This is a genomic window from Streptomyces sp. KL116D (assembly GCF_030766975.1).
Classification (GTDB): domain Bacteria; phylum Actinomycetota; class Actinomycetes; order Streptomycetales; family Streptomycetaceae; genus Streptomyces; species Streptomyces longispororuber_A.
The window spans coordinates 1-26,136 of the sequence record NZ_JASERH010000097.1 but is presented as its reverse complement, the minus strand read 5'-3'; the positions used below and the strand labels follow the sequence as shown (position 1 = coordinate 26,136).

The following is a 26,136-nucleotide window of genomic DNA, read 5'->3' as shown; positions in this document are numbered from 1 at the left end:
CGGGGGCGGCGATGGCCATCGACGTCCTGATGTTCCCCGGGCAGGGCTCCCAGCGCCTGGGCATGGGCAGGGAAGTCTTCGACGCCTACCCGGACCTGTGCGCCAGGGCCGACGACGTCGTCGGGCACTCCCTGCGCGAACTGTGCCTGGAGGACCCGCACGCCCTGCTCAACGAGACCTCGTACACCCAGCAGGCGGTCTACTTCGTCAGCTGCCTGATGTACCTGGCGCACGTCGAGCGGCACGGGGACCAACCGGTGCGCTGCGTGACGGGCCACAGCCTCGGCCTGTACCCGGCGCTGTTCGCGGCCGGTGTCTTCGACCTCTTCGAAGGACTGGAGATCGTCTCCAAGCGCGGCGCTCTCATGCAGGAGGCGCGCGGCGGGGCGATGATCGCCGTCCTCGGCCCGCAGGCGCACGCCATCGACGAACACCTCGCCCGGCTGGAGTTCTTCGACGTGGACGTCGCCAACTACAACAGCCGCGAACAGGTCGTCCTCAGCGCGGCGAAACCGCGCCTGGACGAACTCGCGCCGCGCCTGGAGGAGACCGGCCTGCGCTGCGTGTGGCTGCCGGTCAGCGGGGCCTTCCACTCCCGGCACATGGAGCAGGCCAGGCGCGACTTCGCCCGGTTCCTGCGGGACCGGGAGTTCGCGCCGCCCGCCAAGGCCGTCGTCTCCACGACGAGCGGCCGGACGCTGGGCGCCGCCCACCTGCTGGAGGAGATGGTCTTCCAGCTGGTGAAGCCGGTGCGGTGGTGGCAGACCACGACCCATCTGGCCCGTACGGGACACAAGACCTTCGAGGAGATCGGTCCCGGCACGGTCCTGACCAAATTGAGCGCACAGATCCTCGGCGACGAACCCGCGCCGCAGGCCGAGCCCAGGAAGTGATGACCGTGGAATCAGCAAACAGCAGGATCGCCGTGATCGGTGGCGGCGGCTCCGGCGCCGTCGCGGCCTGGCAGTTGTCCCGGAAGTACGACGTCACGCTCTTCGAGGCGGGCGAGTACCTGGGCGGGCACGCCTACAGCCACCCGGTCGAGACCGACCAGGGCACCCTCCACGTCGACATGGGCGTGGAGCACTTCAACGAGAAGCTCTCGCCCAACCTGTTCCGCGTCCTGACCGACTTCGGCATCGGCACCTACGTCGCGCCGTCCTCCGTGCACGTCGACTTCCCCGGCGAGGGGCAGACGTGGAACAACCTCGACTTCCTCGGCGCGCTGCGCGAGGAGCTGCACGACGAGTTCGACCGGTTCCACCAGGAGATGAACCAACTGCCGAGCTCGGGCGACGACTCGTACAAGACCATGAGCATCGGCGAGTACCTGGACAAGAACGGGTACTCCAAGGCGTTCAAGTACCAGGCGATGAACCCGATCCTGAGCATCTACTCGGGCTGCCACGCGCCGTCGCTCGACTACAACCTCATGTACGTCGCGCTGTCCTTCAGCATGAACCTGCTCTCCTTCTTCGCCCCCGGCTACTGGCGCAAGGCGCACGGCGGCATCCACGCCTACCTCGGCCTGATCGAGGCCGAGCTCGGCGAGCGGATCCGGCTGAACACGCCCGTCGAGTCCGTCACCCCGACGGACGCGGGCGTGACCGTGGTGGCCGGCGGGCAGGCGCACGAGTTCGACCAGGTCGTGTTCGCCACGCACGCGGACATCACGCTGTCCCTGCTGCGCACCCCGGACCCGGAGTACGCGGAGCTGCTCGGCGACTTCGCGTACGTGCCGGTGGAGAGCGTGCTGCACCAGGACGAGAGCTGGCTCAGCACGGTCGGCCGCAACGCCTACTGCCAGTTCCGGATGCCGGACGACTTCGAACTCGCCCGCGCCGAGGAGCAGATGGGCAGCCTCACCCGCAACTGCAACGTGCTGCACCCCTACCGGGACGTCGAGCAGCCCATCCTCATCACGTTCGACCCGCAGGAGGAGGTCGACCCCGCGCAGGTCATCGTCCGGCGCAAGTGGAAGCTGCCCCAGCTCCGCCCGGTGGACGTCGGCCGCAAGAAGCGGCTCAGCCGCATCCAGGGCCGCGACAACCTCTGGTTCTGCGGCACCGACACCAGCGTCACCGGACACGAGGGCGCGATCGTCTCCGGCATGGTCATCGCCGACCGGCTGGGCGTCGCGTACCCGTTCCCCGACGACGCGCCGGCCCTCGGCCAGTTCCGGGGGATCAAGGAGTTCATGGGCGTATGAGCCCCCACCCGCCGGCCCGTCGCGACCTCACTTTCTCTCTCGGGGATGACCCATGGAATCGCTAGCCCCTCGGTACACCGACCTCGCCGCCCCGGACGGACCCGGCGAGCCGGCCGGTACCACCGTCGTGGTCACCGACCGGGAGGACATCGCGGCGGCGGCCCGCTCCCTCGGCGCCGAGTGCTGCTACACCGATCCCGCCACCCTGGGTGAGGACCGGCTCGCGCAGGAGGTGCGACGGCACACCGCCCGCGCCACCACCCTGGTGGTGGCCTGGGGCGGCGCGCCGTCCGGCGGGCAGGCCGAGTACGGCACGGCGGTGCGGTTCGCCCGCGCCGGGCTCGCGCTGCTCCAGGCCGTACGGGCATCGGGCCGCCGCGTCCACCTCGTCACGCTCTCCCGTGCCGGTGACGCGCTGCCCGCACTGCTCGACGGCATGGCCCGCACCGCCGCGCTCGAATGCCCGCTCGTGCACACGGAGGTCGTCCACGACGGCACCGTCACCCCGGAACGCCTGCGCGCGTGGACCGCGGCAGGCGCCCGCCACCCGGGGGCGCGGCTGCGGGCCGACGGCGACCGGATCAGCCGCCTCGGCCACGCACCGGCGGCGCTGGACACCGTGCGGCCCACCGACGTGTTCGGCGCGGGCGACCGCGTCGTCGTCATCGGCGGCACCGGGGGCGTCGGACGCCGGCTGTGCCGGTACCTGAGCGGGACCTGCGGCGCCGACGTGTTCGTCGTGGGCCGCGGCACCCCCGACCCGCGGGCGCGGGAGGCGCTGCGGGAAGCCGGGGTGCGCAGCCATCTCGGCGCGCCCGCCGACGAGTTCGCGGCGCTCGACGGTGCGCTGCGCTACGTCCACGACGAGTTCGGTCCGGTCAAGGCGGTGTTCAACCTCGCCGGTGTGCTGGACGACTGCCTGCTGTACAACCTGACGCCCGACCGGCTGGAGAACGTGCTGCGGCCGAAGGTGGCCACGGCCCTCAACCTGGCGGCCGTGACCGGACCGCACCGGCCCGCCACGGTGGTGCACTTCAGCTCGCTGACCGGCGTCACCGGGAACGTCGGCCAGGCGGCTTACGGAGCGGCCAACGCGTTCCTGGACCGGCTCACCGCGCTGCGGCCCGACTGGCACAGCGTCAACTGGGGCCTGTGGGACACCGACGGCATGCAGATGCCCGACGACGACTCCGGGCTGCGGGCGATGTCCCCCGAGCGGGCCTGCGACGTGCTGATGTCGGCCATCGCCTGCGGCGTGCGTCAACTGGCCGTTTTTGAGGGTGAGTTGAATATCGACGGCGACGCGGGTGCGGAGGCCGGACCGGCGGCCGAGCCGCGGGCCGCCGCGCCCGCTGCCGCCGTGCCGGGCACCGCCGTCCCCGACCTGCTCGCCCTGACCACCCGGTGGCTGCGCGACCTCGTCGTCCGGCACAGCGGCCTGCGGCACCTGCGCGACGACGACAACCTGCTGGACCGGGGCCTGGACAGCGTCGGCAGCATCCGCATCAGCCGGGACATCGAGACCCGCCTGGGCATCACCGGGTCGTCCCGGCTGAGCCGGGCGGTCCTCTTCGAGTACCCGACGGTCGCCGAGCTCGGCGCGTACCTCACCGAGAACTTCCGTGCGGAGCTGGAGACTTCGGTCGCGGGGGAGCAGCCGGGCGAGCAGTCGGGGGAGCGGTCCGCGGAGTCGGTGCAGCCGGTCCGTCCGGAGCACCATCGGGCCGTGCGGTCCGCCGCGACACCTGCCCCAAGTCCGACCCCGGCCCCGGTGTTCACGCCGCCCGCCGCGCCCGCCGCCCCTGTCATCCCCGAGACCGCCACCCCCGAGACCGCCACCCCCGAACCCGACACTCCCGAGCCCGACACTCCCGAGCCCGACGCCTACCGCCCCGACGACATCGCCATCATCGGCATGGCCGGCGAGTTCCCCGGCGGCGCCGACACCGAGGCGTACTGGCAGGCGCTGCTGCGGGGCGACGACTCGGTCCGGGTGATCCCCGGCGACCGCTGGGACTGGCGTGACGCCCACTCCTTCGCACCGGACGAGCCGGGCACCTCGTACGGCCGGCACGGCGGATTCCTCGACCACGCCCTGGACTTCGACCCCGTCTTCTTCAACATCGCGCCCCTGGAGGCGCGGTACATGGACCCGCAGGAGCGCCGCTTCCTGCAGTCCGTCTACCACGCCCTGGAGGACTCGGGGCACTTCGCCCGGCCGACCGGCGACGTGGGCGTCTTCGTCGCCGCGATGTTCGGCCACTACCAGGACCTCACCGCCCCCGACCGGGTCATCGGCAGCTCCTTCGCCGCCCTGGCCAACCGGGTCTCGTACGCCTTCGACCTGCACGGCCCGAGCATCGCCCTGGACACGATGTGCTCCGGCGGGCTCACCGCCCTGCACCTGGCCGTCCGCAGCATCCGCGACGGGGACTGCGCGACGGCCGTGGCGGGCGGCGTGAACCTCATGACGCACCCGGGCAAGTACCGGCTGCTGTCCGAGGGCAAGTTCCTCAGCCCCACCGGTCACTGCCAGGCCTTCGGCGTCGACGCGGACGGCTACGTCCCCGGCGAGGGCACCGCCGCCGTGGTCCTCAAGCGGCTGTCCGACGCCGTGCGGGACGGCGACCGCGTGCACGCCGTCGTCCGGTCGACGGCGGTGAACTCCGGTGGCAGGACGGCCGGCTTCACCGTGCCGTCCGAACGCGCCCAGCACCGCGTGATCGCCTCGGCGCTGGCCCGCGCGGAGATCGAACCGTCCGCGGTGACCTACGTCGAGGCGCACGGCACGGGCACCCGGCTCGGCGACCCGATCGAGGTGCGCGCGCTGCGGCAGGCCTACGGCGGGCCCGAGCAGGGCCGCGCCCACCTGGGCTCGGCGAAGAGCAACATCGGCCACCTGGAGTCCGCCGCGGCGCTGGCCGGACTCGTCAAGGTCGTCAAACAGCTCGCCCACCGGACCCTGGCGCCCACCCTCCACTGCGCCCTGGAGAACCCCGACCTGCACCTCGACGACTCGCGCTTCGCCCTCGTCAAGGAGCCGCTGCCCTGGGCCAGGGGCAGCGCCCCCACCCGCTTCGCCGGACTGAGCGCGTTCGGCGCCGGCGGCTCCAACGGTCACGCGATCATCCAGGAGTACGTCGCACCGCGCCCGGACACCCCCGCGTTCCCGCGCTACTTCGTCCCGCTCTCCGGACGGGACGAGGCCGCCGTGCGGCGCCGTGCCGACGACCTCCTCGCGGCGCTCGACGACGCCCCCGACACCGCGTCGTACCTGTACGGGCTGAGCTACACCCTGTGCTGCGCCCGCCAGCACCACCGGGTCAGGCGCGGCTACTGGGCGTCGAGCACCCGGGAGCTGGCCGACCGGCTGCGCGACGGCGGCCGGGGTCCGGCCGACGGCGCGGGGGCCGGCGACGCCTGGACCGGGGCGGCCGCGGCGTACCTGGACGGCGACACCCCCGACTTCACCGCACTGTTCCCCGTCCGCATGCTGGTGGACGCCCCGCTCTACCCCTTCGCCGACGAGCGGTACGTGGCCGACGCGCTGGACCACACGACCGGCCCGGCCCGCGCCACGCCCTCCGCCCCGGCAGTCCTCATCTCGGCCACCACGGCCCCGGCCGCCACCGCCCCACCGGTCACCCGCGCCCCGGCCGCCGACGCCGGCGAACTGCTGCTCACCCCGGTGTGGTGGCCGCAGCCGGCCGACGGCCCCGCCGACTCCCCGGTGCCGTGCGTCCTCGTCCTCACCGACCCCGGCCGCGAGCACCGGCTGCCCGACCCGCCCGCGGGCACCCGGCTGGTCCAGGTGCCGCCCGGGGACGAGCTCCGGCACCTCGCCGGCGAGCCGGACCAGGACCACCTGTACTGGCTTGACCTGCGGCGCGAGGTGACGGTCGCCGCCGAACTGGCCTTCGCCAAGGCCCTCCAGGGCTGCCGCACCCCGTCGACGATCCTCGGCGTGACCCACGAGGACGACCCGGCCGAGGTGCGGGCGCGGGCCGGGTTCCTGCACGGACTCGCGGAGGAGAACCCGCACGTCCGTACCGTGCAGCTGCGCCGCACCGGCCCCGGCGACGCGCTCGCCGACGGCTGGCGGCCGCTCCTCGACGAACTGCGCGCCGCCCGCCGGCCGCTCACCGAGGTCCGCCGGGACGGCGGGACGCGGCAGACCCGCGAACTGACGGAACTCGGCCGCGCCACCGGCACCCGGCTGCGCACCCGGGGGACGTACCTGCTGACCGGCGGCCTGGGCAAGGTCGGCCGGGCCGTCGCCGAACTCCTCACCGAGCGCTACGACGCCACGGTCATCGCCGTCGGCCGGTCCGCGCCCGACGACGCGCAGCGGCAGTGGATCGCCGCCAGGCCCGGACTCCACTACGAGCAGGCGGACATCGTCTCGATGGCCGGCACCCGGGAGCTCGTCGAGACGATCCGCGAGCGCTTCGGCGGCCTGCACGGCGTCATCCACTCCGCGGGCGTCGTCAGGGACTCCCTCGTACAGAACAAGTCGGTGGAGGACGCGGAGGCGGTGCTCGCCCCGAAGACGCGGGGCACGCTGAACCTGGACCGGTGCACCGCCGGGCTGCGCCTGGACTTCTTCTGCGTCTTCTCGTCGATCTCCAGCGTCATGGGGAACACCGGGCAGAGCGACTACATCGCCGCCAACCGCTACCTCGACGAGTTCGCCGCCGAGCGCGCCCGGCGCGTGGCCGACGGCGAGCGCAGCGGTCTGAGCCTGTCGGTCAACTGGCCGCTGTGGCTGGACGCCGAGGACGAGCGGCGCGAGCAGTACCAGTCGCTCGCCGCGTTCCTGCGCGGCCAGTTCGGCATGGAGCCGCTCTCCTCGCGGCGCGGCGCCGAGCTCTTCGCGGACCTGGTCGACGGCGTCCCTGACGACTGCCACCAGGTCGTGCCGTGCGTCGGCGACGCGGAGCTGCTGCGGCAGCGGCTGCTGCCGGCCGCGACGGTCACTCGGGCAGCCCCGGCCGTCGCGCGCTCCTCGGCCGACGGTTCCCGCGCGACGCTGGAGGACATCGGCGCGCGGCTCACGGAGCTGGTGCGCGCCCGGACCGGACTGCGGCCGGAGGACATCCCGGTCGACCGCACCTGGGGCGATCTCGGCTACGACTCGGTGATGCTCCAGAGCCTGGCCCGTGACCTGGGCCCGCAGTTCGGCGTGGAGACCCCGCCCAACGCGCTCTTCAAGTACAGCACCATCAGCACGCTGGCCGCCTACCTGAGGGACCAGGGCGCACCGGCCCAGGCGCAGGCCCCGAACCCGGCCAGGGAACAGGCCCCGGAACTGGCCGAGCCCCAGCCACGGCCCCAACCCCAGCCCCAGGAGCGGTCGCCGGAGCCGCAGGACACCGGGCGCGGCAAGTACGCCGTGATCGGGATGAGCGGCATCATGCCCGGCGGCGAGGACCTCGCGGACTTCTGGCGGCTGCTGGTCGAGAACGGCAGCGCCATCCGCCCGGTCGACCGGTGGAAGGACCGCGACCAGCCGTACTTCGCGGGCACCATCGACGCCTACGACGCCTTCGACCACTCCTTCTTCGGGGTGTCCGCCCGCGAGGCGATGCTCATGGACCCGCAGCACCGGATCTTCCTGCAGAGCGCCTACAACGCGCTGCTCGACGCCGGCTACGCACCGGGCTCCCTGCGCGACGTCGGCGTCTTCGCCGGCGTGCAGTTCAGCGAGTACCAGACGGCGCTCCAGCACAGCGACGACTGGGCCCACCCGTACACGGTCACGGGCAACGCGCACGCCATGCTCGCCAACCGCGTCTCCCACCTGCTCGACTTCACCGGCCCCAGCCAGACCGTCGACACGGCCTGCTCCAGCGGCCTGGTGGCGCTGAACCGGGGTGTGCTCTCGCTCGCCGCGGGGGAGTGCGACGTGGCCCTGGTGGGCGCCGTCAGCGTGCTCGTCGACCCGGCCGCCACCGACGCGGCGAGCCGACTGGGCGTGCTCTCCCCGGACTTCCGCTGCGCCACCTTCGACAAGGACGCCAACGGATACGTACGGGCCGAGGGCGTGGGCTGCGTGGTGGTCAAACGGCTCGACGACGCCCGGCGGGACGGCGACGCCGTGCTCGCGGTCGTCGAGGCGACGGCCGAGAACCACGACGGCCGCTCCAACTCGCTGACCGCCCCCAACCCCGAGGCGCAGGTCGCCCTCCTCCAGCGGGTCTACACCCCCGAACTCGCCGACCGCGTCTCCCACATCGAGGCGCACGGCACCGGCACCCACCTCGGCGACCCGATCGAGATCGGCGCGCTGCGGACCGCGTTCGAGGGGCTGGCGCCGCACCGCGAGCAGGGCAGCATCACGCTCGGCGCGGTGAAGACGAACGTGGGCCACCTGGAGCCCGCCGCCGGCATGGCCGGGCTGCTCAAGCTGCTGCTGTGCCTGCGCCACCGGCGGCTGCCGGCGAACGTCAACTTCAAGGAGCGCAACCCGCTGGTGGAGCTGGCCGGTTCGCCGTTCCGGCTGCTGCTGGAGAACGAGGCGTGGGAGCGCGGCACCCCGCTGGTCGCGGGCGTCAGCTCCTTCGGGTTCGGCGGGTCCAACGCGCACGTGGTCCTCTCCGAGGCGCCCGCCGCGCCGCCGGCCCGCACGGTGTCCCGGCCGCACTGGGTCGTCCCGCTCAGCGCCCGCTCCGCCGCCTCGCTCGCCCGGATGCGGGACGGCCTGCTGGCGTGGCTGGACGGCCCCGAGGGCAGGGGAGCGGACCTCGCGGACATCGCCCACACCCTGGCGGCGGGCCGCGACCACTTCGAGTACCGGACGGCCTGGGTCGTGGCCGACACCGCCGAGCTGCGGCAGCGGCTGGCGCAGGCACGCCCGCAGGACGTGGCCAAGTGCCGCCCCCAGCGGCTGACCACCCACCGGGTGACGCTGCCCGACGCGGCGGACCCCGGTCACCGCGCGGCACTGGAGGACCTGCGGGACCGCTACGTGGCGGGCGAGGAGTTCGCATGGCGATCGATGTTCGACGACGGCCGGTTCGGCCGGCTGCACCTGCCGGGCTACGCGTTCGAGCAGAACCGGTTCTGGTTCGAGTGACCGGCACCAGCAACGGAATCGGGAGTGGGCATGGACGAGCTGCTTGAGGACGACACCCCGGTCGTCGTCGGCATGGCCTGCCGGTTCGCCGGCAGCGACGGCCTGACGGAGTACTGGGAGCGGCTGCGGGACGGCCGCAGCGCCGTGGGCACCACCCGGCGCTGGGCGGGGCAGGAACCCGACCACGGCGCGGGCTTCGTCGGTGGGTTCCTCGACGGGCACCAGGACTTCGACGCGCGGTTCTTCCGCGTCTCGCCGAACGAGGCCCAGTGCATGGACCCGCAGCAGCGGATCCTGCTGCAGTCGGTGCAGCACGCCGTCGACGACAGCTATCTGACGCCCGCGGACCTGCGCGACCTGGACTGCGGCGTGTTCGTCGCCGGACTGCCCGGCGACTACCGCTCACTGGTGGCGCAGCGCAGCGACGTCGTCTACGGCACCCACAGCTTCCTGGGCAACGCGCCCTCGACGCTGTCGGGCCGCATCTCCTACTTCTACGACATCACCGGCCCCTCGATCACCCTGGACAGCGCGTGCTCGTCGTCGCTGGCGGCGCTGCACGAGGCGGTGCTCAACGTCCGGGCCGGGCAGTGCCGCGCCGCGGTCGTCGGCGCCGTGTCGGTCTTCAGCACCCCGGAGGTGCTGCGGTTCGCCCAGCGCTCCCGGATGAGCTCGCCCGAGGGCACGTCGCTGCCCTTCACCGACGCCGCCGACGGCTTCGTCCCGGCCGAGGGCGCCGCGGCGCTCGTGGTCATGCGGCACGACGAGGCGCGGGCCAGGGGCCTGCGGATCTACGGCGCGGTCCAGGCGACCGGCACCAACCACAACGGCACCACCAACGGCCTGATGGCACCGAGTTCGCAGCCGCAGGCCCGGCTCATCTCCGGGCTCTACGCGCGCGCGGGCATCGACGTGTCGCAGATCGCCTACCTGGAGACGCACGGCACCGGGACACCGCTGGGCGACCCCATCGAGCTGGAGGGCCTGCGCTCCGCCTTCCGTGCGGCGGGCGGCGACGGCTGTCACCTCGGCGCCGTGAAGCCGCTCATCGGGCACACGCTGGTGGCCTCGGGGCTGGCCAGTGTCATCAAGGCGCTGCTCGCCTTCCACCACGACACGATCCCGCCGGTGGCCGCCGCCGACGACGAGAGCGTCTCCTACCTCGACGTCGCGCCGTTCCAGATCAACCGGGAACCGCTGCCGTGGCCGCAGGACAAACCGCTCTGCGCCATCAGCGCGTTCGGCTTCACCGGCTCCAACGGGCACGTGGTCCTGCGCAAGCTGCCCGCCGCCCCCGCCGACGCGGACGCCGTGCACCGCCGCCAGGGGCGGTCGCTGCCCTTCTGCCTGTCGGCCGCGTCGCGCGACAGCCTCGCCGCCCTGGCGGCAGCCACCGCGGACCTGGTCGCCGAGCTGCCCGAGCACCTGCTCCGTGACCTGTCCCAACTGCTGCTGCGCCGCCCGCGCCTGCCGCACGAGCTGGTGGTTGTGGCCCGTTCCCGCGACGAACTGCGCGCCGCACTGACCGCGCAGGAGCGGCCCGCGGAGGAGCACGGCAGGACCCCCAGGTCCGCGGACATCGACCGGCTCGACGACACCTTGCGCGACCTGGTCGTCCTGTGGCGCACGCACGACACGACCGGGGCCCTCGGCCGCCGCCTCGACGCACCGGCCGACCTGGCCCCGCTCGCGCTGCCCGCCTACCCCTTCGAGAAGAAGCGCCACTGGGTCCTGGAAGAACCCGTGGCACCCCTCGCACCCGAATCAGCACCCGAAAGGGGCCCGGACCCCGTGAACGACGAACTCGACGGACCCGACGAACTCGACGGGCTCGTGCGTGAACTGTGCGACCGGCTCTCGGCCCTGCTGGGCTTCGAGGACGGGTCGGACGAGGTCGTGCCCGGCACCAGGATCGTCACACTCGGCCTGGACTCGCTCTCGGCGATCCAGCTCCTGAGCCCGTACCAGAAGGCCGGCAGCGCCATCAAGGCGCACGACCTCTTCCGCCACGAGACGGTGGCCGACCTCGCCGCCGCCATCGGCGGCCGCCCGGCGGCCGGGCCGACGCCGGACCGGACCCCGGCCCATCCGTCCGACCGGGCCCGGCAGGCGACGCCGCTGATCCAGTGGTCCCAGTACGGCGACACCGGGCGGCCCACCCTGCTGCTCCCGCCGCTCAACTGCGACGAGCGGGCGTGGACCCAGCAGATCCCGGCGCTGCTGCGCGCGGGACGCAAGATCTACGTCCCCGAGTACCCGGGACACAAGGGCACGTCCTTCGACGAGGAGCGCTTCTCCTTCGAGGCGCTCGCCGACGAGGTCGCCGACTTCCTCCTGGACACCGTCGGCGGCCCGGCCGACCTGGTCGGCTGGTCCCTGGGCGGCTGCATCTCCACGCTGACCGCCCTGAGCCACCCGGAGCGGGTCGCCTCCCTGACCCTCGTCAGCTGCGCGCCCCGCTACGGCGAGGACGCCTTCGAGCGCACCCTGGACCTGCGCGAGGAACTGCGCCTGCACAGCGGCCTGTTGGAGGCGGTGTTCGGCGCGGGCGACAACCTGGCCGAGAAGTTCAGCACGAACGCCTCCATGGACATCCTGCGCTCCTACTACACGTCCCTGACCGCCTTCGACGTCGTCGACCGGCTGCCCGGCCTCGGCACGGACTGCCTGGTGGTCCGCGGGCTCGGCGACTGCGTCCTCGACGAGGCGGCGGTCGCCCAGTACGCCCGGGTGCCCGGCGTGCGGCTGCGCGAGTTCGCTGACCACGGGCACTACGTGCCGCTCACCGCGGCCCGGGACTTCAACAGGACGCTGACGGAGTTCTGGGCGGAGCGGGACTGACCCGCGCCGCCGCACGACACCACTCGACCCACCCCTCTCACCACTCCCACCCCTCTCACCCATTACGAAAAGGATCGGTTGCGGGACATGCTCGTACACGCGGACAAGGCGTCGGTCGTCCTCTTCGACATGCAGCTGGAGCTCGTTCCGCTGCTGATCGAGGGCACCCAGTTGCTGCACAACACCTGCTGGACGGCGGAGGTGGCGCGGGAGTTCGACCTCCCGGTGCTGCTCACCGAGCACAAGAAGCTGGGCGGGCTCTCCCTGTCGCTGCACGAGGCGGCCGAGGGCGCGACCCGGCTGGAGAAGGAGCACTTCGACCTGCTGCGCGAGGAGCCCATCGCGCAGTACGTGGCGGCCTCCGACCGGGACCAGTACGTGCTGGCCGGTGCGGAGACCCACGTCGTCGTCCTCCAGTCGGCGCTGAGCCTGCTGGAGCAGGGCAAGACGGTGTTCGTGCTGGCCGACACCGTCTCCGCCCGCAACCAGGCGGACCACGAGCTGGGCCTCGACCGGCTGCGCCGGCACGGGGTCCACCTGATCACGCGGGAGATGTTCTTCTTCGAGCTGATCCGCAACTCCGAGGACGCGCGCTACCTCGACCTGGCGAAGAAGTACCTGGACGGCCGCTACATCCGCTAGGAACGCCCGGGCCCCGGCCCGGTCAGTCTCCCGTCGGACAGCTCCAGGAGCCGGTCGCGGTGGCGTTCGCGCAGGGCCCGGTCGTGGGTGACGGTCACGACCGGCCCCGTGAAGCGGTCCACCGCGTCCAGCAACTGCTCCACCAGCACCAGGCTCAGGTGGTTGGTGGGCTCGTCGAGCAGCAGCAGGTGCGGCCGCGCGGCGAAGAGCAGCGCGAGGTCGAGGCGCCGCCACTGGCCGATGGACAACCGGTTCGCGGGCGTGTCGAAGTCGTCGGCGCCGAACAGTCCGAACCGGGTCAACTCGGCGGCGGCGTCCTCGACATGGGCCGCGCGGCGCGCGGCGAACGCGTCGAGGAGACCGCACCGCTCCGCCCCGAAGTCGCTGTCCTGCGGCAGGTATCCGATACGCAGCCCCGGTGCCCGCCACACCTGGCCGGCGTCCGGTGCCCGCTCGCCCACCAGGACCGAGAGCAGCGTCGACTTGCCCGCGCCGTTCGGACCGCTGATCACGAACCGGCTGCCCGCGGCCAGTTCCAGGTCCGCCGCCCGCAGCACCTCTCCGACGCTCACCCCGGTGGCCCGCAGCAGCACGCCGTCGGCCGGCTCCGGGACCCCGTCAGCCGCCTTCCCGGCCTCCGCGGCCTCCGCGTCCTGCGGGGGAGCGAAGTCGAGGGGCTCCGGCGGCCGTGGCACCGCCTCGCCGAGCAGCCGCTGCAGATGCAGCTGGGCGGCGCGCCCCGTGCGGGCGACGGCCCGTTCGGCGCCGCTGCCCGCCGCGTCGTAGGACAGCTTGTCGTTGTCGGCCCGGCCGCTGTAGACCCGCCCGCTGGTGGCGGCCCGCTGCACCCGCCGCCGCGCCTCGGCCAGCTCCTTGCTCCACTCGCGGTACCGCTGCCACCAGCGCTCCCGGGCGGCGGCGCGCTCGGCGAGGTAGTCGCGGTAGCCGCCGCCGTAGCGGACGGTGGAGCCGCGGGGGCCGTCCAGGTCGACGATGGCGGTGACCGCCGTGTCCAGCAGCGCCCGGTCGTGCGAGGCGATCAGACACGGGCCCCGATAGGCGGTGAGCCACTGGACGAGCCAGTCCACCGCCCGGTCGTCGAGGTGGTTCGTCGGCTCGTCGAGCAGCAGCCCGGCCGGTTCGTCGAGCACCAGCGCGGCCAGCGCGAGACGGGACCGTTCGCCGCCCGACAGGGTCCGCACGCCGCGGCCCCGGTCGATCCCGGCGAGCCCGAACACGTCGAGGACCTCGCCGATCCGGGCGCCGAGCTCCCAGCCGCCGCGCCGGTCGAACTCCTCCTGGAGCCGCCCGTACTCGTCGAGGACCGCGGCGAGGTCGCCCTCGTCGGACGCCATCCGCTCCTCGGCGGCCCGCATCCGCGCGGACATCTCGGCGAACTGCGCGGTCGCCCGGGCCAGCACGTCATGGATGGTGAACTCGGCCGGGAAGTCCGGCTGTTGGGGCAGGAACCCCACGTGTCCCGTCACCGCCCGCACCACCTCGCCGCGCTGCGGGGCGAGGTCACCGGCGAGGGCGCGCAGCAGGGTGGACTTGCCGCGCCCGTTCTCGCCGATGAGGCCCACCCGCTCGCCGTGCGAGACCTTGAGCGACACGTCGTGCAGCACCACGCGGTCGCCCAGGACGCAGTGCAGGTTCTCGGCGAGCAGATGCGCCGAGCGGTGGTCGGCGGACAGGACGTCCTGCCCGCCGGGCAGGTCGGAGGAGGCGTCACTCATCGTCGGGAGCCCCCGTTTCCCGCAGCCGGCCGTCGGACATCCGCAGCCAGCGGTTCACCCCGATCTCCTTGATGAACCGCTCGTCGTGACTGACCACGACGAACGCGCCCTCGTACGAGTTGAGGGCCCCTTCCAACTGCTCGACGCTGTCCAGGTCGAGGTTGTTGGTCGGCTCGTCGAGGAGCAGCAGTTGCGGCGCGGGCTCGGCGCCCAGGACGCAGGCCAGGGTGGCGCGCAGCCGCTCGCCGCCGGACAGGGATCCGACCGGCAGGTGCGCGGCGGCCCCGCGGAAGAGGAAGCGGGCCAGCAGGGTCAGCCGCTCCGCCTCCGGCTTGTGCGGCGCGTAGTCGGCCATGCACTGCGCGACGGTGCGGTCCAGCGGCAGGGTGTCGAGACGCTGGGACAGATAGGCGATGCGGCCGTCCGCCCGCTTGAACTCGCCGCTGCGCGCCGTCAGTTCACCGCTGATCACCCGCAGCAGCGTGGACTTGCCCGCGCCGTTGGGGCCGGTCAGCGCGATCCGCTCAGGACCCCGGACGGTGAGGGCCACCCCGTCGCCCGCGAACAGGTCCCGCTCGCCGTAGCGGACGTTGATGTCCTCGCCGAGGAAGACGGTCCGGCCCGCCGGGACGTTGGTGTCGGGCAGCTCCAGCGAGATCCTGCGGTCGTCCCGCAGCATCCGGCTCGCCTCGTCCAGCCGCGTCCTGGCGTCGGCGAGACGCTGGCCGTGCGTGTCGTTGGACTTGGCCGCCGACTCCTGGGCGCGCCGCTTGAGGGTACCGGCGGCCATCTTGGAGATGCTGCCCTTCGCGGCGGCGCGGGCGCCGACCCCGGCCCGGCGCGCGGCCCGCTCACGGGCCTGCTGCATCTCCCGCTTCTCCCGCTTGACCTGCTGCTCGGCGGTGCGAATGTTCTTCTCGGCGGTCTCCTGCTCGCCGCGCACGGCCTCTTCGTAGTCGCTGTAGTTGCCGCCGTACCACCGCATGTCGCCCGCGTCGAGTTCGGCGATGCCGTCCATCCGGTCCAGCAGCGCCCGGTCGTGACTGACCACCAGCAGACAACCGGTCCAGCTCTCCAGCACCTGGTAGAGCCGGCGGCGGGCGTCCAGGTCGAGGTTGTTGGTCGGTTCGTCGAGCAGCAGCACGTCGGGCTGTCTGATCAACTGGTTCGCCAGGCCGAGCGAGACGACCTGGCCGCCGCTGAGGGCGTGCAGCCGCTGGGTCAGCGGGACGCCGTCGAGGCCGAGGCGGTCGAGCTGGGCCCGGCTGCGCTCCTCGATGTCCCAGTCGTCGCCGACCACGGCGAAGTGTTCCTCGGCCACGTCGCCGGACTCGATGGCGTTCAGGGCCTCGATGACCGGCGCGATGCCGAGCACCTCGGCCACGGTCAGGTCACCGGTCAGCGGAAGGTTCTGGGGGAGGTAACCGAGCAGGCCCTTGACGGTCACGGAGCCGCGGTTCGGGCTCAGTTCGCCCGCGATCAGGCGCAGCAGGGTGGACTTGCCCGCACCGTTCGGTGCGACCAGGCCGGTGTGGCCGTCGCCCACGGTCCAGGACAGGTCGTGGAACACGGGAGTGCCGTCGGGCCAGGAGAAGGAAAGGTTCGAGCAGACGATTCCGGCATCGGACATAGACGCATGCCTCGCAGATGATGCGGGCGCACCGAAGCGCACCCATGGGGTGTGTGGTCAGAGCACGTGCGACATCCCGGTCTCACACGGAGATGTCGTCGTCACCCGCGATCACCACGGCTACCTCTCCCTCGCTCTCACACCATCTGCTGATCACCGTAGCAGAAGGAGAAGGCACCGCCGGTGGAATCGGGTCATCGGCCAACTGCCCTGGAGAGAAAGCATGTTCATACGCGTGCGCCGCAAGACACATTCTTGAGCGCAACACAAGCCCTGAACATTGCAGACTCTTCACGTGCATCGTTAGTGTCGCCCTCGCTTCATTCGAAAAAACACCGTTCTGTGAAAAGGAGCGTCGCATGCGAATCGCCGACAAGGAACTCCGCACCGAGAAGACGGCATGGCACCGTCCCGATTTCGTTTCCTTCGACACCGGCATGGAAGTCACCGCCTACTTCAGCCGCGACTGACCCTCCGCCGCAGAAAGGACGCAGGCATGGCGATGTCCGTGACGCACGAGGTGGACGCGCCCTGGAGCGAGGCCGAATTCCGGCAGGAGCTGCAGGCGCTGGAGTCCTCGTACTGGGACCGGCACCCCTTCCACCGTCGGATGCACGACGGTCTGCTGGGCCAGGACGAGCTGAGGCTGTGGGCGGCCAACCGCTGGTACTACCAGCGCTGCCTGCCCCAGAAGGACGCCGCGATCGTGGCCAACTGCCCGCTGCCCGAGGTGCGGCGACAGTGGCTGTCCAGGATCGTCTACCACGACGGGACGGACGCCGCGTCGGGCGGCGCGGAGAAGTGGCTGCGACTGGGCGAAGCGGTCGGGCTCCGGAAGGACGACGTGCTCGACGAGCACCTCGTCCTTCCGGGCACCCGCTTCGCCGTGGACGCCTACGTGGACTTCGCGCGCCGCCGCCCCTGGCTGGAGGCCGCCGCGTCCGGGCTCACCGAACTGTTCTCCCCCGGCCTGCTCGCCCACCGCCTCGGCCGGCTGCGGGAGCACTACCCGTGGATCGCGGAGGAGGGCTTCGAGTACTTCACCGCACGCATCGAGGTGGTCGGACCCGAGGGCCGCTCCCTGCTCGACCTGGTCGTCCGGCACGCCGTCACCCGGGCACAGCAGGAGGCCTGCGTCCGGGCCCTGGCCTTCAAGTGCCAGGTCCTGACCGCCGTCCTGGACTCGCTCGACTACCACACCGGAAACGGAGCACCGCGGACATGACCGGCCTGCCCGAGCCCACCGTGCCGCGCCTGCGGCCCGGAGTCCGGCTCACCAGCGACCCCGCCCGCGGCGAGCTGGCCCTGCTGCCCGAACGCGTCGTGGTCCTCAACGACACCGCGGCCGCGGTGCTCGCCCACTGCGACGGCACCGCCTCCGTCACCCGCATCGTCGAGCGCCTCGGCCAGGACTACGAGGGCGTGCGCACCGAGGACGTCTGCGAGCTGCTGCTGCGCCTCGCGGAGCGCAGGGTGGTGGACCTGGATGGCTGAGCCGGCCGTCGCCGCGCCGCTGGGCATGCTGATCGAGCTGACCCACCGCTGCCCCCTGCACTGCCCATACTGCTCCAACCCCCTCGAACTCGCCGCCCGCTCCGCCGAGCTGAGCCGCGAGCAGTGGCTGGACATCCTCACCCAGGCCCGTGAACTCGGCGTCGTGCAGATGCACTTCTCCGGCGGCGAACCCCTCGCCCGCCCCGACCTGCCGGACCTGGTCGGCCACGCCCGGCAGCTCGGCGCCTACGTCAACCTGGTCACCAGCGGCGTCGGCCTGACCGCCGAGCGGGCGCGGGACCTCGCGGAGCGCGGCGTCGACCACGTCCAGCTCTCCCTCCAGGACGCCGACCCGGAGTCCGGCGACCGGATCGCCGGGGCCCGGGTGCACGCCGCCAAGCTCAAGGCCGCCGAAGCCGTCACCGCCGCCGGACTCCCGCTCACCGTCAACGTCGTGCTGCACCGCGGGAACATCGACCGGGTCGAGCGGATCGTGGACCTCGCCGTCTCCCTGGGCGCCGACCGGATCGAGCTCGCCAACACCCAGTACTACGGCTGGGGGCTGCGCAACCGCGCAGCTCTGATGCCCACCGCCGGCCAGCTCGCCACCGCGCGCGACGCGGTGCGGCGCGCCCGCGAACGGCACGCCGGCGGCCCCGAACTGGTCTACGTGGCCGCCGACTACTACGACGACCGGCCCAAGCCGTGCATGGACGGCTGGGGCAACACCCAGCTCACCGTCACCCCCACCGGCGACGTGCTGCCGTGCCCCGCCGCGTACGCCATCACCACCCTGCCGACGGAGAACGTGCTGCGCAGCCCGCTCGCGGAGATCTGGTACGCCTCGCGGGCGTTCAACGCCTACCGCGGCACCGGCTGGATGCGCGACCCGTGCCGCAGCTGCCCGGAGCGGCACACCGACCACGGCGGCTGCCGCTGCCAGGCCTTCCAACTCACCGGCGACGCCGCGGCCACCGACCCGGCCTGCGGTCTGTCCCCGCACCGGAACCTCGTCGACGCGGCGCTCGCGGAGGTCACCGACGGGCCCGCACCGGCGTTCGTGCCGCGCGTACCGGTGGCGCCGTGAAGGTGATCCTGCTCGGCACCGCGGCCGGCGGCGGCTTCCCGCAGTGGAACTGCGCCTGCGCGCTGTGCGTCCGCGCCCACCGCGGCGAACTGCCCGCACGCTCCCAGGAGTCCGTCGCCGTCAGCGGCGACGGACGGGACTGGTGGCTGCTCAACGCCTCGCCCGACATCCGCACCCAGCTCCTCGCCGCGCCCGCCCTGACGCCGGGCCCCGGTCCGCGCGACACCCCCGTGCGCGGCGTCCTGCTCACCGACGCCGAGGTCGACCACGCACTGGGGCTGACCGTGCTGCGCGGCGGCGCGGACCTCACGGTGCACGCCGCGCCGCCGGTCCGCGACGCGCTCACCACCGGCCTGCCGCTGCGCGGTCTGCTGGACCGCTACGCGCCCTGGGAGTGGCGGGACAGCACCGTCGCCGGCGGCTTCGCCCTGTCCGGCGGACTCACCGTCACCGCGCACCCGGTCAGCGCCAAGGCCCCCAAGTACGTGGCTGATCCGGACCCCGGCGTCCCCTGGGTGGTCGCCTACCGCATCGAGGACCCGGCGACCGGCGGCGTACTCCTGTACGCGCCGTGCCTGGCCGTCTGGCCCGACGGCTTCGACGACCTGCTGGCCTCGGCGTCCTGCGCCCTGCTGGACGGCACCTTCTTCAGCGCCGACGAACTGGGCAGCGCCGTGCGCACCGCAGACGCCGGCCAGCCGCTGATGGGACACCTGCCCGTGGACGGCCCCGGCGGCAGCCTCACCCGCCTCGCCCGCCATCGCCGACCGCGCCGGATCTACACCCACCTCAACAACACCAACCCGCTGCTCGATCCCGGGTCCGCCGCCACGGAAACGATGCGCGGGGCCGGCGCGGAAGTGCTGCCGGACGGCGCCGAACTCATTGTCTGAGCCTGGGGACTTCTTGAATCTCCGAGTACTCCTCAAGCGTTCCCCAAGCATTCCTTCAGTGTTCCTCCAGTAATTCTGACTCGTATGTCGATGGCCCGTGTTACCCGTGGCGGACGAAGCTGTGTACCGTTCAGAACCCGGCCAGGCGGCCAGTGAGCCGAAATGCGGGGGAGATGAGTGAGTTCCATGCCCGATTCCCATGCACTTCTTTTCGACGCGGCGCGCGGGGATTCCGACGCGCCTGCCACGACGACGGCGGCGGCGGCCATGGCCGGAACTCTCGGCGAGGACGTCGAATCGGTCCCGATCGCGTCGCTCCTGCCCGGCTACTCGCCCCGCCTCCAAGGAGAGGACGCCGCGCACGTCGCCCGCCTCGCGGAGCTCGACGAACCGCTGCCGCCGATCCTCGTGGAGCGGTCCACGCTGCGGGTGATCGACGGCATGCACCGCGTCATGGCCGCCTGCGTCCAGGGCCGTACGACCATCGAGGCGCGGTTCTTCGACGGCGCGGCCGAGGAGGCGTTCCTGCTCGCCGTCCGGTCCAACACGGCGCACGGCCTGCCTCTGTCCCGGGAGGACCGCAGAGCCGCGGCGGAGCGCATCCTCGCCCAGTGGCCGCACCTGTCGGACCGGGCCGTGGCGCGCACCGCCGGCATCGGCGCCAAGACCGTGGCCGCGCTGCGATCCGCGTCGGACGGCGCGACGCCCCACCCGCGGGCCCGCCGGGGCAGGGACGGCCGGGTCCGTCCGCTGGACGGCGCCGAGGGCCGCTGGAAGGCCGCCGAACTGCTGGCGGAGCGGCCCCGGGCCTCGCTGCGCGAGGTGGCCAGGGAGGCCGGCATCTCACCGGCGACGGTCAGCGACGTCCGCAAACGACTCGTCGTGGGCCGGTCACCCGTACCGGAACCGCGCACCACCGACGATGCCCACGAAGCCCTTCGGGAAGTCCCGGCCGCCGTCCACCCGATCCAGCCGGTCCGTTCGGCCGATGTCTCGCCCATGGACAAGCTCCTGCGCGACCCGTCGCTGCGGCACAAGGAGAGCGGCCGCCAACTGCTCCGCCTGTTGCAGCGCAACGCCCTGGAGCCGCGGGAACTGCTGCTGATGGCCGAGGTCGTACCCGCGCACTGCACGGACCTGGTGGCCGACCTGGCGAGGAAGTACGCCGGCATGTGGGCGCAGTTCGCGCGCGAGGTCGGCGACTCCGGCTGACCCCGCCCGGCGGTGTTCAACTGCCGTGGCCGCGCAGTTGAACACCGCCGCACCACGGCCGCCCGCGGCCGCACACCCCCCAAGGAAAGGTACGAACGCCCCATGCGCAGAGGCATATCCGCGCTGCTGACCGCGTCCCTCGCCGTGCTCGCCCCGGCCCTCGCCCCGGCGCCCGTCGCCCACGGCGCCACCGGCACCGGCACGTTCATCGGCACCTGGGCGGCCCCGCCCACCACCGTGCCCGCCACCGACACCACGGTCTACGAGGACCAGACCCTGCGGCAGAAGGTCCACCTGTCGGTCGCCGGACACAGCGTCCGGGTGCGGTTCACCAACGAGTTCGGTACGACGCCGCTGACGATCGGCGAGGCGCACGCCGCGCTCCCGGCGGCGGGCGGCCCCGCGACCGCCGTCGACACCGGCACCGACCGCGCACTGCGCTTCGACGGCAGCACGTCGACGACCCTCGCGCCGGGCACCCAGCGCTGGAGCGACCCGGTCCCGCTGCCCACGACCGCCGGCGGCGACCTCGTCATCAGCCTCTACCTGCCCGAGCGCACCCCCGGCGGCACCGTGCACTCGGCGGCGTACCAGAACAACTTCGTCGCGGCCGGCGACGTCACCGGCAAGCCCGACCTGACGCCGACCGCGACCGTCACGTCCTGGCACTTCCTGTCCGGCGTCGCGGTCGACACAGCCGCCGGGACGGCGGACGCGGCGCTCGTCACCCTCGGCGACTCCATCACCGACGGCGAGCACACCACGGTCGACGCCAACCACCGCTGGCCCGACCTGCTCGCCGAACGGCTGCGCGGTGACCGGCAGTTGGCGGGCACCGGCGTCGTCAACGCGGGCATCGGCGGCAACCGGCTGCTGCGCGACCCGAACCCGGTCCCGGGCACGCCCGCCGAGTCCTTCGCCGCGTACTTCGGCGAGAGCGGGCTCAAGCGGTTCGACCGGGACGTGCTGAAGCAGCCGGGCGCACGCAGCGTCACCGTGCTCCTCGGCGTCAACGACCTCGGCTCACCGGGCCTCGTCGCCCCCACGACCGAGGAGGTGACCGCCGCCGAAGTCATCGAGGGATACCGGCAGTTGATCCAGCGGGCCCACCAGCACGGCCTGCGGATGCTCGGCGCGACGATACTGCCCTTCGAAGGCGACGTCCTCGGCTACTACACCCCGCAGCGGGAGGCGGTCCGGCAGGCGGTCAACGACTGGATCCGCACGAGCGGCGCGTTCGACGGAGTCGTCGACTTCGACGCCGCCGTCCGCGACCCCGACCGGCCCGGCCGGCTGCTCCCCGCGTACAACGGCGGAGACGGTCTGCACCCCAATGACGCGGGGATGGCGGCGATGGCCCGGGCGTTCCCGCTGCAGCTCCTGCGCTGAGCGGAATTCGGAAGCGAGGAGCTCCTCCAAGAGGACGGCCTGGTCACCGGTCCCGACGGTGAGCAGGGCGGCACTGCCCGCCGCACGGCGGATTCGGCGGCCTCGCCCACGCGGGGCGGCCCGCGCCGCTCCCCGACCGGGCCGCCTCCGTCCTCGGGCGCACCCTGGTCAGACCCGTGCTCGCGGACCGCGAGCACGGCCACCACGACCGGCTCGCCGTCGCCACTGCCCCGCACGGGGGGGCGGCGCCCACGGACGCGCAGCTCCCCGCCCACCTCGTACGGCTCGGCTGGCCGGAGGGCCGGCCGCAGCCGGACAACTGCGTGGTGCCGACCGGGACGGACTGAGGCCGGCCCCCCGGGTCAGCCGGTGCCGTCGGCCATGCAGGCCGTGAGCGTCGTGCCGTCGGCGGGGTCGATCAGCAGGAACGACCCCGTACGGCGGGACTCCGCGTACAGATCGAGCGCGAGCGGCTCGGCCGTGCGGACCAGGACCCGGCCGATGTCGTTCGCCGACAGCTGCCCGGGGTCCGGGCACGGGGAGAGGTCGTCGAGGTCGAGCCGGGAGGGGATCGCGTCGACGACCGCCTGGACCGTACGGGTGGTGTGCTTGAGCAGCACCCGCTGGCCGACGGCGAGCGGACGGTCCGCGACGTGGCAGACCACGGCGCTCACCTTCCGGGTGACCGTGGGCGCCGCGTCGATCGGGGCGATCAGATCACCGCGCGAGATGTCGATGTCGTCCCGGAGCCGCACCGTCACCGACTGCGGCGCCCAGGCGGTCCCGACGGCCTCGCCGAGCAGGTCGATCGCCTCGACGGTGCTCGCGCGGCCCGTGGGCAGCACGGTCACCGGGTCGCCGACGCGCACGACGCCGGAGGTGATCTGCCCGGCGTAGCCGCGGTAGTCACGGTGCTCGGCGATCTGCGGGCGGATGACGTACTGCACCGGGATCCGGGCGGGCCCGTCGTCCGGGCGGTCGCCGACGGAGACGGTCTCCAGGTGCTCCAGGAGGGTGGGCCCCGCGTACCAGTCCATGTTCCGGGAGGGCTCCACCACGTTGTCGCCGGCGAGCGCGGAGACCGGGATGGCGGTGATCTCCCCGACGCCCGGGCCCAACTCGCGTGCGTACGCGGCGAATTCCTCGGCGAGAGCGTCGAAGACGGGCCGCGCGAAGTCGACCAGGTCCATCTTGTTGACGGCGAGCACGAGGTGCGGGACGCGCAGCAGCGCGGCGATCGCGGCGTGCCGGCGGGTCTGTTCCACGATGCCGTGGCGGGCGTCGACCAGGATCACCGTCAGCTCGGCGGTGGAGGCGCCCGTCACCATGTTGCGGGTGTACTGGACGTGGCCGGGGGTGTCCGCGAGGACGAACCGGCGGCGGGGCGTGGCGAAGTAGCGGTAGGCGACGTCGATGGTGATGCCCTGCTCGCGTTCGGCCCGCAGCCCGTCGGTGAGCAGCGCGAGGTCGGGGGCGTCCTGGCCGCGGCCGCGCGAGACGTGCTCGACGGCCTCCAGCTGGTCGGCGAGGACCGACTTGGAGTCGTGCAGCAGCCGTCCGACCAGGGTGGACTTGCCGTCGTCCACGGACCCGGCGGTGGCGAAGCGCAGTGTGTCGACTTCAGTGGCGTCAGTGGCGTCAGTGGCGTCAGTGGCGTCAGCGGCGTCAGCGGCAACGGTGGCAACAGACATGGCTAGAAGTACCCTTCGCGCTTGCGGTCTTCCATCGCGGCCTCGGACATCTTGTCGTCGGCGCGGGTGGCGCCCCGCTCGGTCAGCCGGGACGCGGCGATCTCCGTGATCACCTTCTCCACGGTGTCGGCGTCGGAGTCGACGGCGCCGGTGCAGGACATGTCGCCGACGGTGCGGTAGCGCACCAGACGGGTCTCGACCGTCTCGTCCTCCTTGGGGCCGCCCCAGCCGCCGGCCGTCAGCCACATGCCGTCGCGGTCGAACACCGGCCGCTCGTGCGCGTAGTAGATCGAGGGCAGCTCGATGGTCTCCCGAGCGATGTACTGCCAGACGTCCAGCTCGGTCCAGTTGGACAGCGGGAAGACGCGGACGTGCTCACCGGGAGCGTGGCGGCCGTTGTAGAGCTGCCACAACTCGGGGCGCTGACGGCGCGGGTCCCACTGCGAGAACTCGTCGCGCAGCGAGAAGACGCGCTCCTTGGCGCGGGCCTTCTCCTCGTCACGGCGCCCGCCGCCGAACACGGCGTCGAACTTCTCGCTCCTGATGGCCTCCGTCAACGGCACCGTCTGCAGCGGATTGCGGGTGCCGTCCGGGCGTTCGCGCAGCACGCCCCGGTCGATGTGGTCCTGCACGGACGCGACGTGCAGCCGCAGACCGTGCTCGGCGACCACGCGGTCGCGATGGGCAAGCACCTCGGGGAAGTTGTGTCCCGTGTCCACGTGCAGCAGGGCGAAGGGCAACGGGGCCGGGGTGAACGCCTTCAGCGCCAGGTGCAGCATGACGATCGAGTCCTTGCCGCCGGAGAACAGGATCACCGGCCGCTCGAACTCACCCGCCACCTCGCGGAAGATGTGCACCGCCTCCGACTCCAGCACGTCGAGGTGGCTCAACGCGTGCGGAGCGTCGCGGACCGGGCGCCGGGTGGCTCCGGTGCGCGGGGAGCCCGTGCGTTCCGGGGCGGTCCCGGGTGCGGCGACCGTCGTCATGCCAGCCCCCTCTCGGTCAGCAGCGCGTGCAGGGCCGCCGCGCACTCGGCCACGCCCCGGGTGTGCGTCTCGATCCGCAGATCGGGGAACTCCGGCCGCTCGTACGGGTCGTCCACGCCGGTCAGCCCGGTGAGCCGGCCGGCCGCCTGCCGCGCGTACAGGCCCTTCACGTCGCGTTCGGCACACACCTCGACCGGCGTGGCGACGTGCACCTCCAAGTAGGGGGTGTCGCTGCTCTCGTGGCGTCTGCGGACGGCCTCCCGGTCGGCCGCGTAGGGCGCGATCACCGGCACCAGGGCGGTGACCCCGTTGCGGGCCAGTACCTCGGCGACCAAGCCGAGGCGCTGGACGTTGGCCTGGCGGTCGGCGCGGCTGAAGCCCAGGTCCGCGCAGAGCGACGAGCGGAGTTCGTCGCCGTCCAGCACCTCGACCCGGCGCCCGTCGGCCCGCAGCCGTTCGGCCAGGGCACGGGCGAGCGTGGTCTTCCCGGCGCTCGGCAGGCCGGTCAGCCACACCGTCGCGCCCGGCCGGCAGGTGCAGATGGGTCCGCTCCGCGTCCTGTTCCCGTGCCGGGTCTCGTGCGGTGGCCCGTGCGGGGTCCGCGCTGATTCCGGAAGCTGCGTTGTCATCGGGGCTCCTTCGTGGATACCCCCACCTGGAGGTGGGGGAGGAAATGAAGCTCCTGCGGAGCAGGGCAGCGAGCGGGGTTTCGCCGCCAGGGCGAAGGACCGTGCTCTGGCCTGCAGGATTTGGTCTTCACCCGTAGCCTCACTAGTTTGTGAGCGTGACCGCGACGCGTGTGAAGCGGGCGTTCAAGTACCGCTTCTATCCCACGGACGAGCAGGCAGCAGAGCTGTCGCGCACGTTCGGCTGCGTTCGCAAGGTCTACAACATGGCGCTCGCGGCCCGTACTGAGGCGTGGGTGCGGCAGGAGCGGGTCAACTACAACGCAACGTCGGCGATGCTGACGGCGTGGAAGAAGACCGAGGAACTGGCGTTCCTGAACGAGGTCTCCTCGGTGCCGCTCCAGCAGTGTCTTCGGCACCTTCAGACAGCGTTCACCCACTTCTTCGCCAAGCGGGCCAAGTACCCGCGCTTCAAGTCGAAGAAGAAGTCGCGGAAGTCGGCTGAGTACACCACGTCCGGTTTCCGCTTCCGCGACGGCGTGCTGACGCTGGCCAAGATGCGTGAGCCGCTGGACATCGTGTGGTCCCGGCTGCTTCCCGAGGGGGCGGCGCCGTCCACGGTGAC

19 protein-coding genes are annotated in these 26,136 nt (G+C 72.7%); 14 read left to right on the top strand and 5 right to left on the bottom strand.

What is annotated here, in order from left to right; all coding sequences use genetic code 11:
* The first annotated feature begins 11 nt into the window (after window positions 1-11).
* The 5 genes from RBJ77_RS39075 to RBJ77_RS39055 all read left to right on the top strand — a co-directional run bounded on the left by RBJ77_RS39075 (window position 12) and on the right by RBJ77_RS39055 (window position 12,767).
* Entirely contained in the window at window positions 12-893 is an 882-nt protein-coding gene (locus RBJ77_RS39075; protein WP_372349321.1) for an ACP S-malonyltransferase, read from the top strand.
* A gap of 5 nt (window positions 894-898) precedes the next feature.
* On the top strand, window positions 899-2,209 hold the full coding sequence (locus RBJ77_RS39070; RefSeq protein ID WP_372349320.1) for an FAD-dependent oxidoreductase: 1,311 nt from the start codon (window positions 899-901) through the stop codon (window positions 2,207-2,209).
* Between the two features lie 52 nt (window positions 2,210-2,261).
* Window positions 2,262-9,284: an SDR family NAD(P)-dependent oxidoreductase gene (locus tag RBJ77_RS39065; RefSeq protein ID WP_372349319.1), complete on the top strand. Its 7,023-nt coding sequence runs from the start codon at window positions 2,262-2,264 to the stop codon at window positions 9,282-9,284.
* A 30-nt stretch (window positions 9,285-9,314) separates the two neighbouring features.
* Window positions 9,315-12,125: an alpha/beta fold hydrolase gene (locus RBJ77_RS39060; RefSeq protein ID WP_372349318.1), complete on the top strand. Its 2,811-nt coding sequence runs from the start codon at window positions 9,315-9,317 to the stop codon at window positions 12,123-12,125.
* 87 nt (window positions 12,126-12,212) lie between these two features.
* Window positions 12,213-12,767 (top strand): hydrolase, encoded by a 555-nt coding sequence (locus RBJ77_RS39055; protein ID WP_372349317.1) that lies wholly within the window; start codon window positions 12,213-12,215, stop codon window positions 12,765-12,767.
* On the opposite strand, the gene RBJ77_RS39050 is transcribed toward RBJ77_RS39055, so the two are convergent.
* Window positions 12,764-14,503 carry an ABC-F family ATP-binding cassette domain-containing protein gene (locus RBJ77_RS39050; protein WP_372349316.1) on the bottom strand — a complete coding sequence of 580 codons (1,740 nt, stop codon included), beginning with the start codon at window positions 14,501-14,503 and terminating at the stop codon, window positions 12,764-12,766. The genes RBJ77_RS39055 and RBJ77_RS39050 overlap by 4 nt on opposite strands.
* Window positions 14,496-16,133 (bottom strand): ribosomal protection-like ABC-F family protein, encoded by a 1,638-nt coding sequence (abc-f, locus tag RBJ77_RS39045; RefSeq protein WP_372349315.1) that lies wholly within the window; start codon window positions 16,131-16,133, stop codon window positions 14,496-14,498. Before abc-f ends, RBJ77_RS39050 begins: the two co-directional genes overlap by 8 nt.
* Before the next feature lie 359 nt (window positions 16,134-16,492).
* Between abc-f and pqqA the strand changes: the two genes are divergently transcribed.
* The 8 genes from pqqA (at window position 16,493) to RBJ77_RS39005 (ending at window position 22,555) form a co-directional block, all read left to right on the top strand.
* Window positions 16,493-16,603: a pyrroloquinoline quinone precursor peptide PqqA gene (pqqA, locus tag RBJ77_RS39040; RefSeq protein ID WP_255967946.1), complete on the top strand. Its 111-nt coding sequence runs from the start codon at window positions 16,493-16,495 to the stop codon at window positions 16,601-16,603.
* 26 nt (window positions 16,604-16,629) lie between these two features.
* On the top strand, window positions 16,630-17,358 hold the full coding sequence (pqqC, locus tag RBJ77_RS39035) for a pyrroloquinoline-quinone synthase PqqC (RefSeq protein ID WP_255967948.1): 729 nt from the start codon (window positions 16,630-16,632) through the stop codon (window positions 17,356-17,358).
* Entirely contained in the window at window positions 17,355-17,627 is a 273-nt protein-coding gene (gene pqqD, locus RBJ77_RS39030; RefSeq protein ID WP_372349314.1) for a pyrroloquinoline quinone biosynthesis peptide chaperone PqqD, read from the top strand. Before pqqC ends, pqqD begins: the two co-directional genes overlap by 4 nt.
* Window positions 17,620-18,714, top strand: coding sequence for a pyrroloquinoline quinone biosynthesis protein PqqE (pqqE, locus tag RBJ77_RS39025; protein WP_372349313.1), 1,095 nt, complete (start codon window positions 17,620-17,622; stop codon window positions 18,712-18,714). The genes pqqD and pqqE overlap by 8 nt, the downstream gene beginning before the upstream one ends.
* Complete coding sequence (gene pqqB, locus RBJ77_RS39020; RefSeq protein ID WP_372349312.1) at window positions 18,711-19,607, top strand: pyrroloquinoline quinone biosynthesis protein PqqB; 897 nt, start codon at window positions 18,711-18,713, stop codon at window positions 19,605-19,607. Before pqqE ends, pqqB begins: the two co-directional genes overlap by 4 nt.
* A gap of 267 nt (window positions 19,608-19,874) precedes the next feature.
* Window positions 19,875-20,819 carry a transcriptional regulator gene (locus tag RBJ77_RS39015; RefSeq protein ID WP_372349311.1) on the top strand — a complete coding sequence of 315 codons (945 nt, stop codon included), beginning with the start codon at window positions 19,875-19,877 and terminating at the stop codon, window positions 20,817-20,819.
* 102 nt (window positions 20,820-20,921) lie between these two features.
* A complete protein-coding gene (locus RBJ77_RS39010) occupies window positions 20,922-22,208 on the top strand; it encodes an SGNH/GDSL hydrolase family protein (RefSeq protein ID WP_372349310.1) in 1,287 nt (428 codons plus the stop codon).
* Window positions 22,209-22,384: 176 nt separating this feature from the next.
* Complete coding sequence (locus RBJ77_RS39005; protein WP_372349309.1) at window positions 22,385-22,555, top strand: hypothetical protein; 171 nt, start codon at window positions 22,385-22,387, stop codon at window positions 22,553-22,555.
* A gap of 15 nt (window positions 22,556-22,570) precedes the next feature.
* Here RBJ77_RS39005 and RBJ77_RS39000 read toward each other — a convergent pair whose 3' ends face one another.
* The 3 genes from RBJ77_RS39000 to cysC are packed head-to-tail and all read right to left on the bottom strand — an operon-like array spanning window position 22,571 to window position 25,514.
* Window positions 22,571-23,899 (bottom strand): sulfate adenylyltransferase subunit 1, encoded by a 1,329-nt coding sequence (locus RBJ77_RS39000; protein WP_372349308.1) that lies wholly within the window; start codon window positions 23,897-23,899, stop codon window positions 22,571-22,573.
* 2 nt (window positions 23,900-23,901) lie between these two features.
* Window positions 23,902-24,885, bottom strand: a complete 984-nt coding sequence (gene cysD / locus RBJ77_RS38995) for a sulfate adenylyltransferase subunit CysD (RefSeq protein ID WP_372349307.1) — start codon at window positions 24,883-24,885, stop codon at window positions 23,902-23,904.
* Window positions 24,882-25,514 carry an adenylyl-sulfate kinase gene (gene cysC, locus RBJ77_RS38990; protein ID WP_372349306.1) on the bottom strand — a complete coding sequence of 211 codons (633 nt, stop codon included), beginning with the start codon at window positions 25,512-25,514 and terminating at the stop codon, window positions 24,882-24,884. The genes cysD and cysC overlap by 4 nt, the downstream gene beginning before the upstream one ends.
* A gap of 155 nt (window positions 25,515-25,669) precedes the next feature.
* Between cysC and RBJ77_RS38985 the strand changes: the two genes are divergently transcribed.
* A partial coding sequence (locus RBJ77_RS38985; RefSeq protein WP_372349305.1) for an RNA-guided endonuclease InsQ/TnpB family protein occupies window positions 25,670-26,136 on the top strand: 467 nt, incomplete at its 3' end.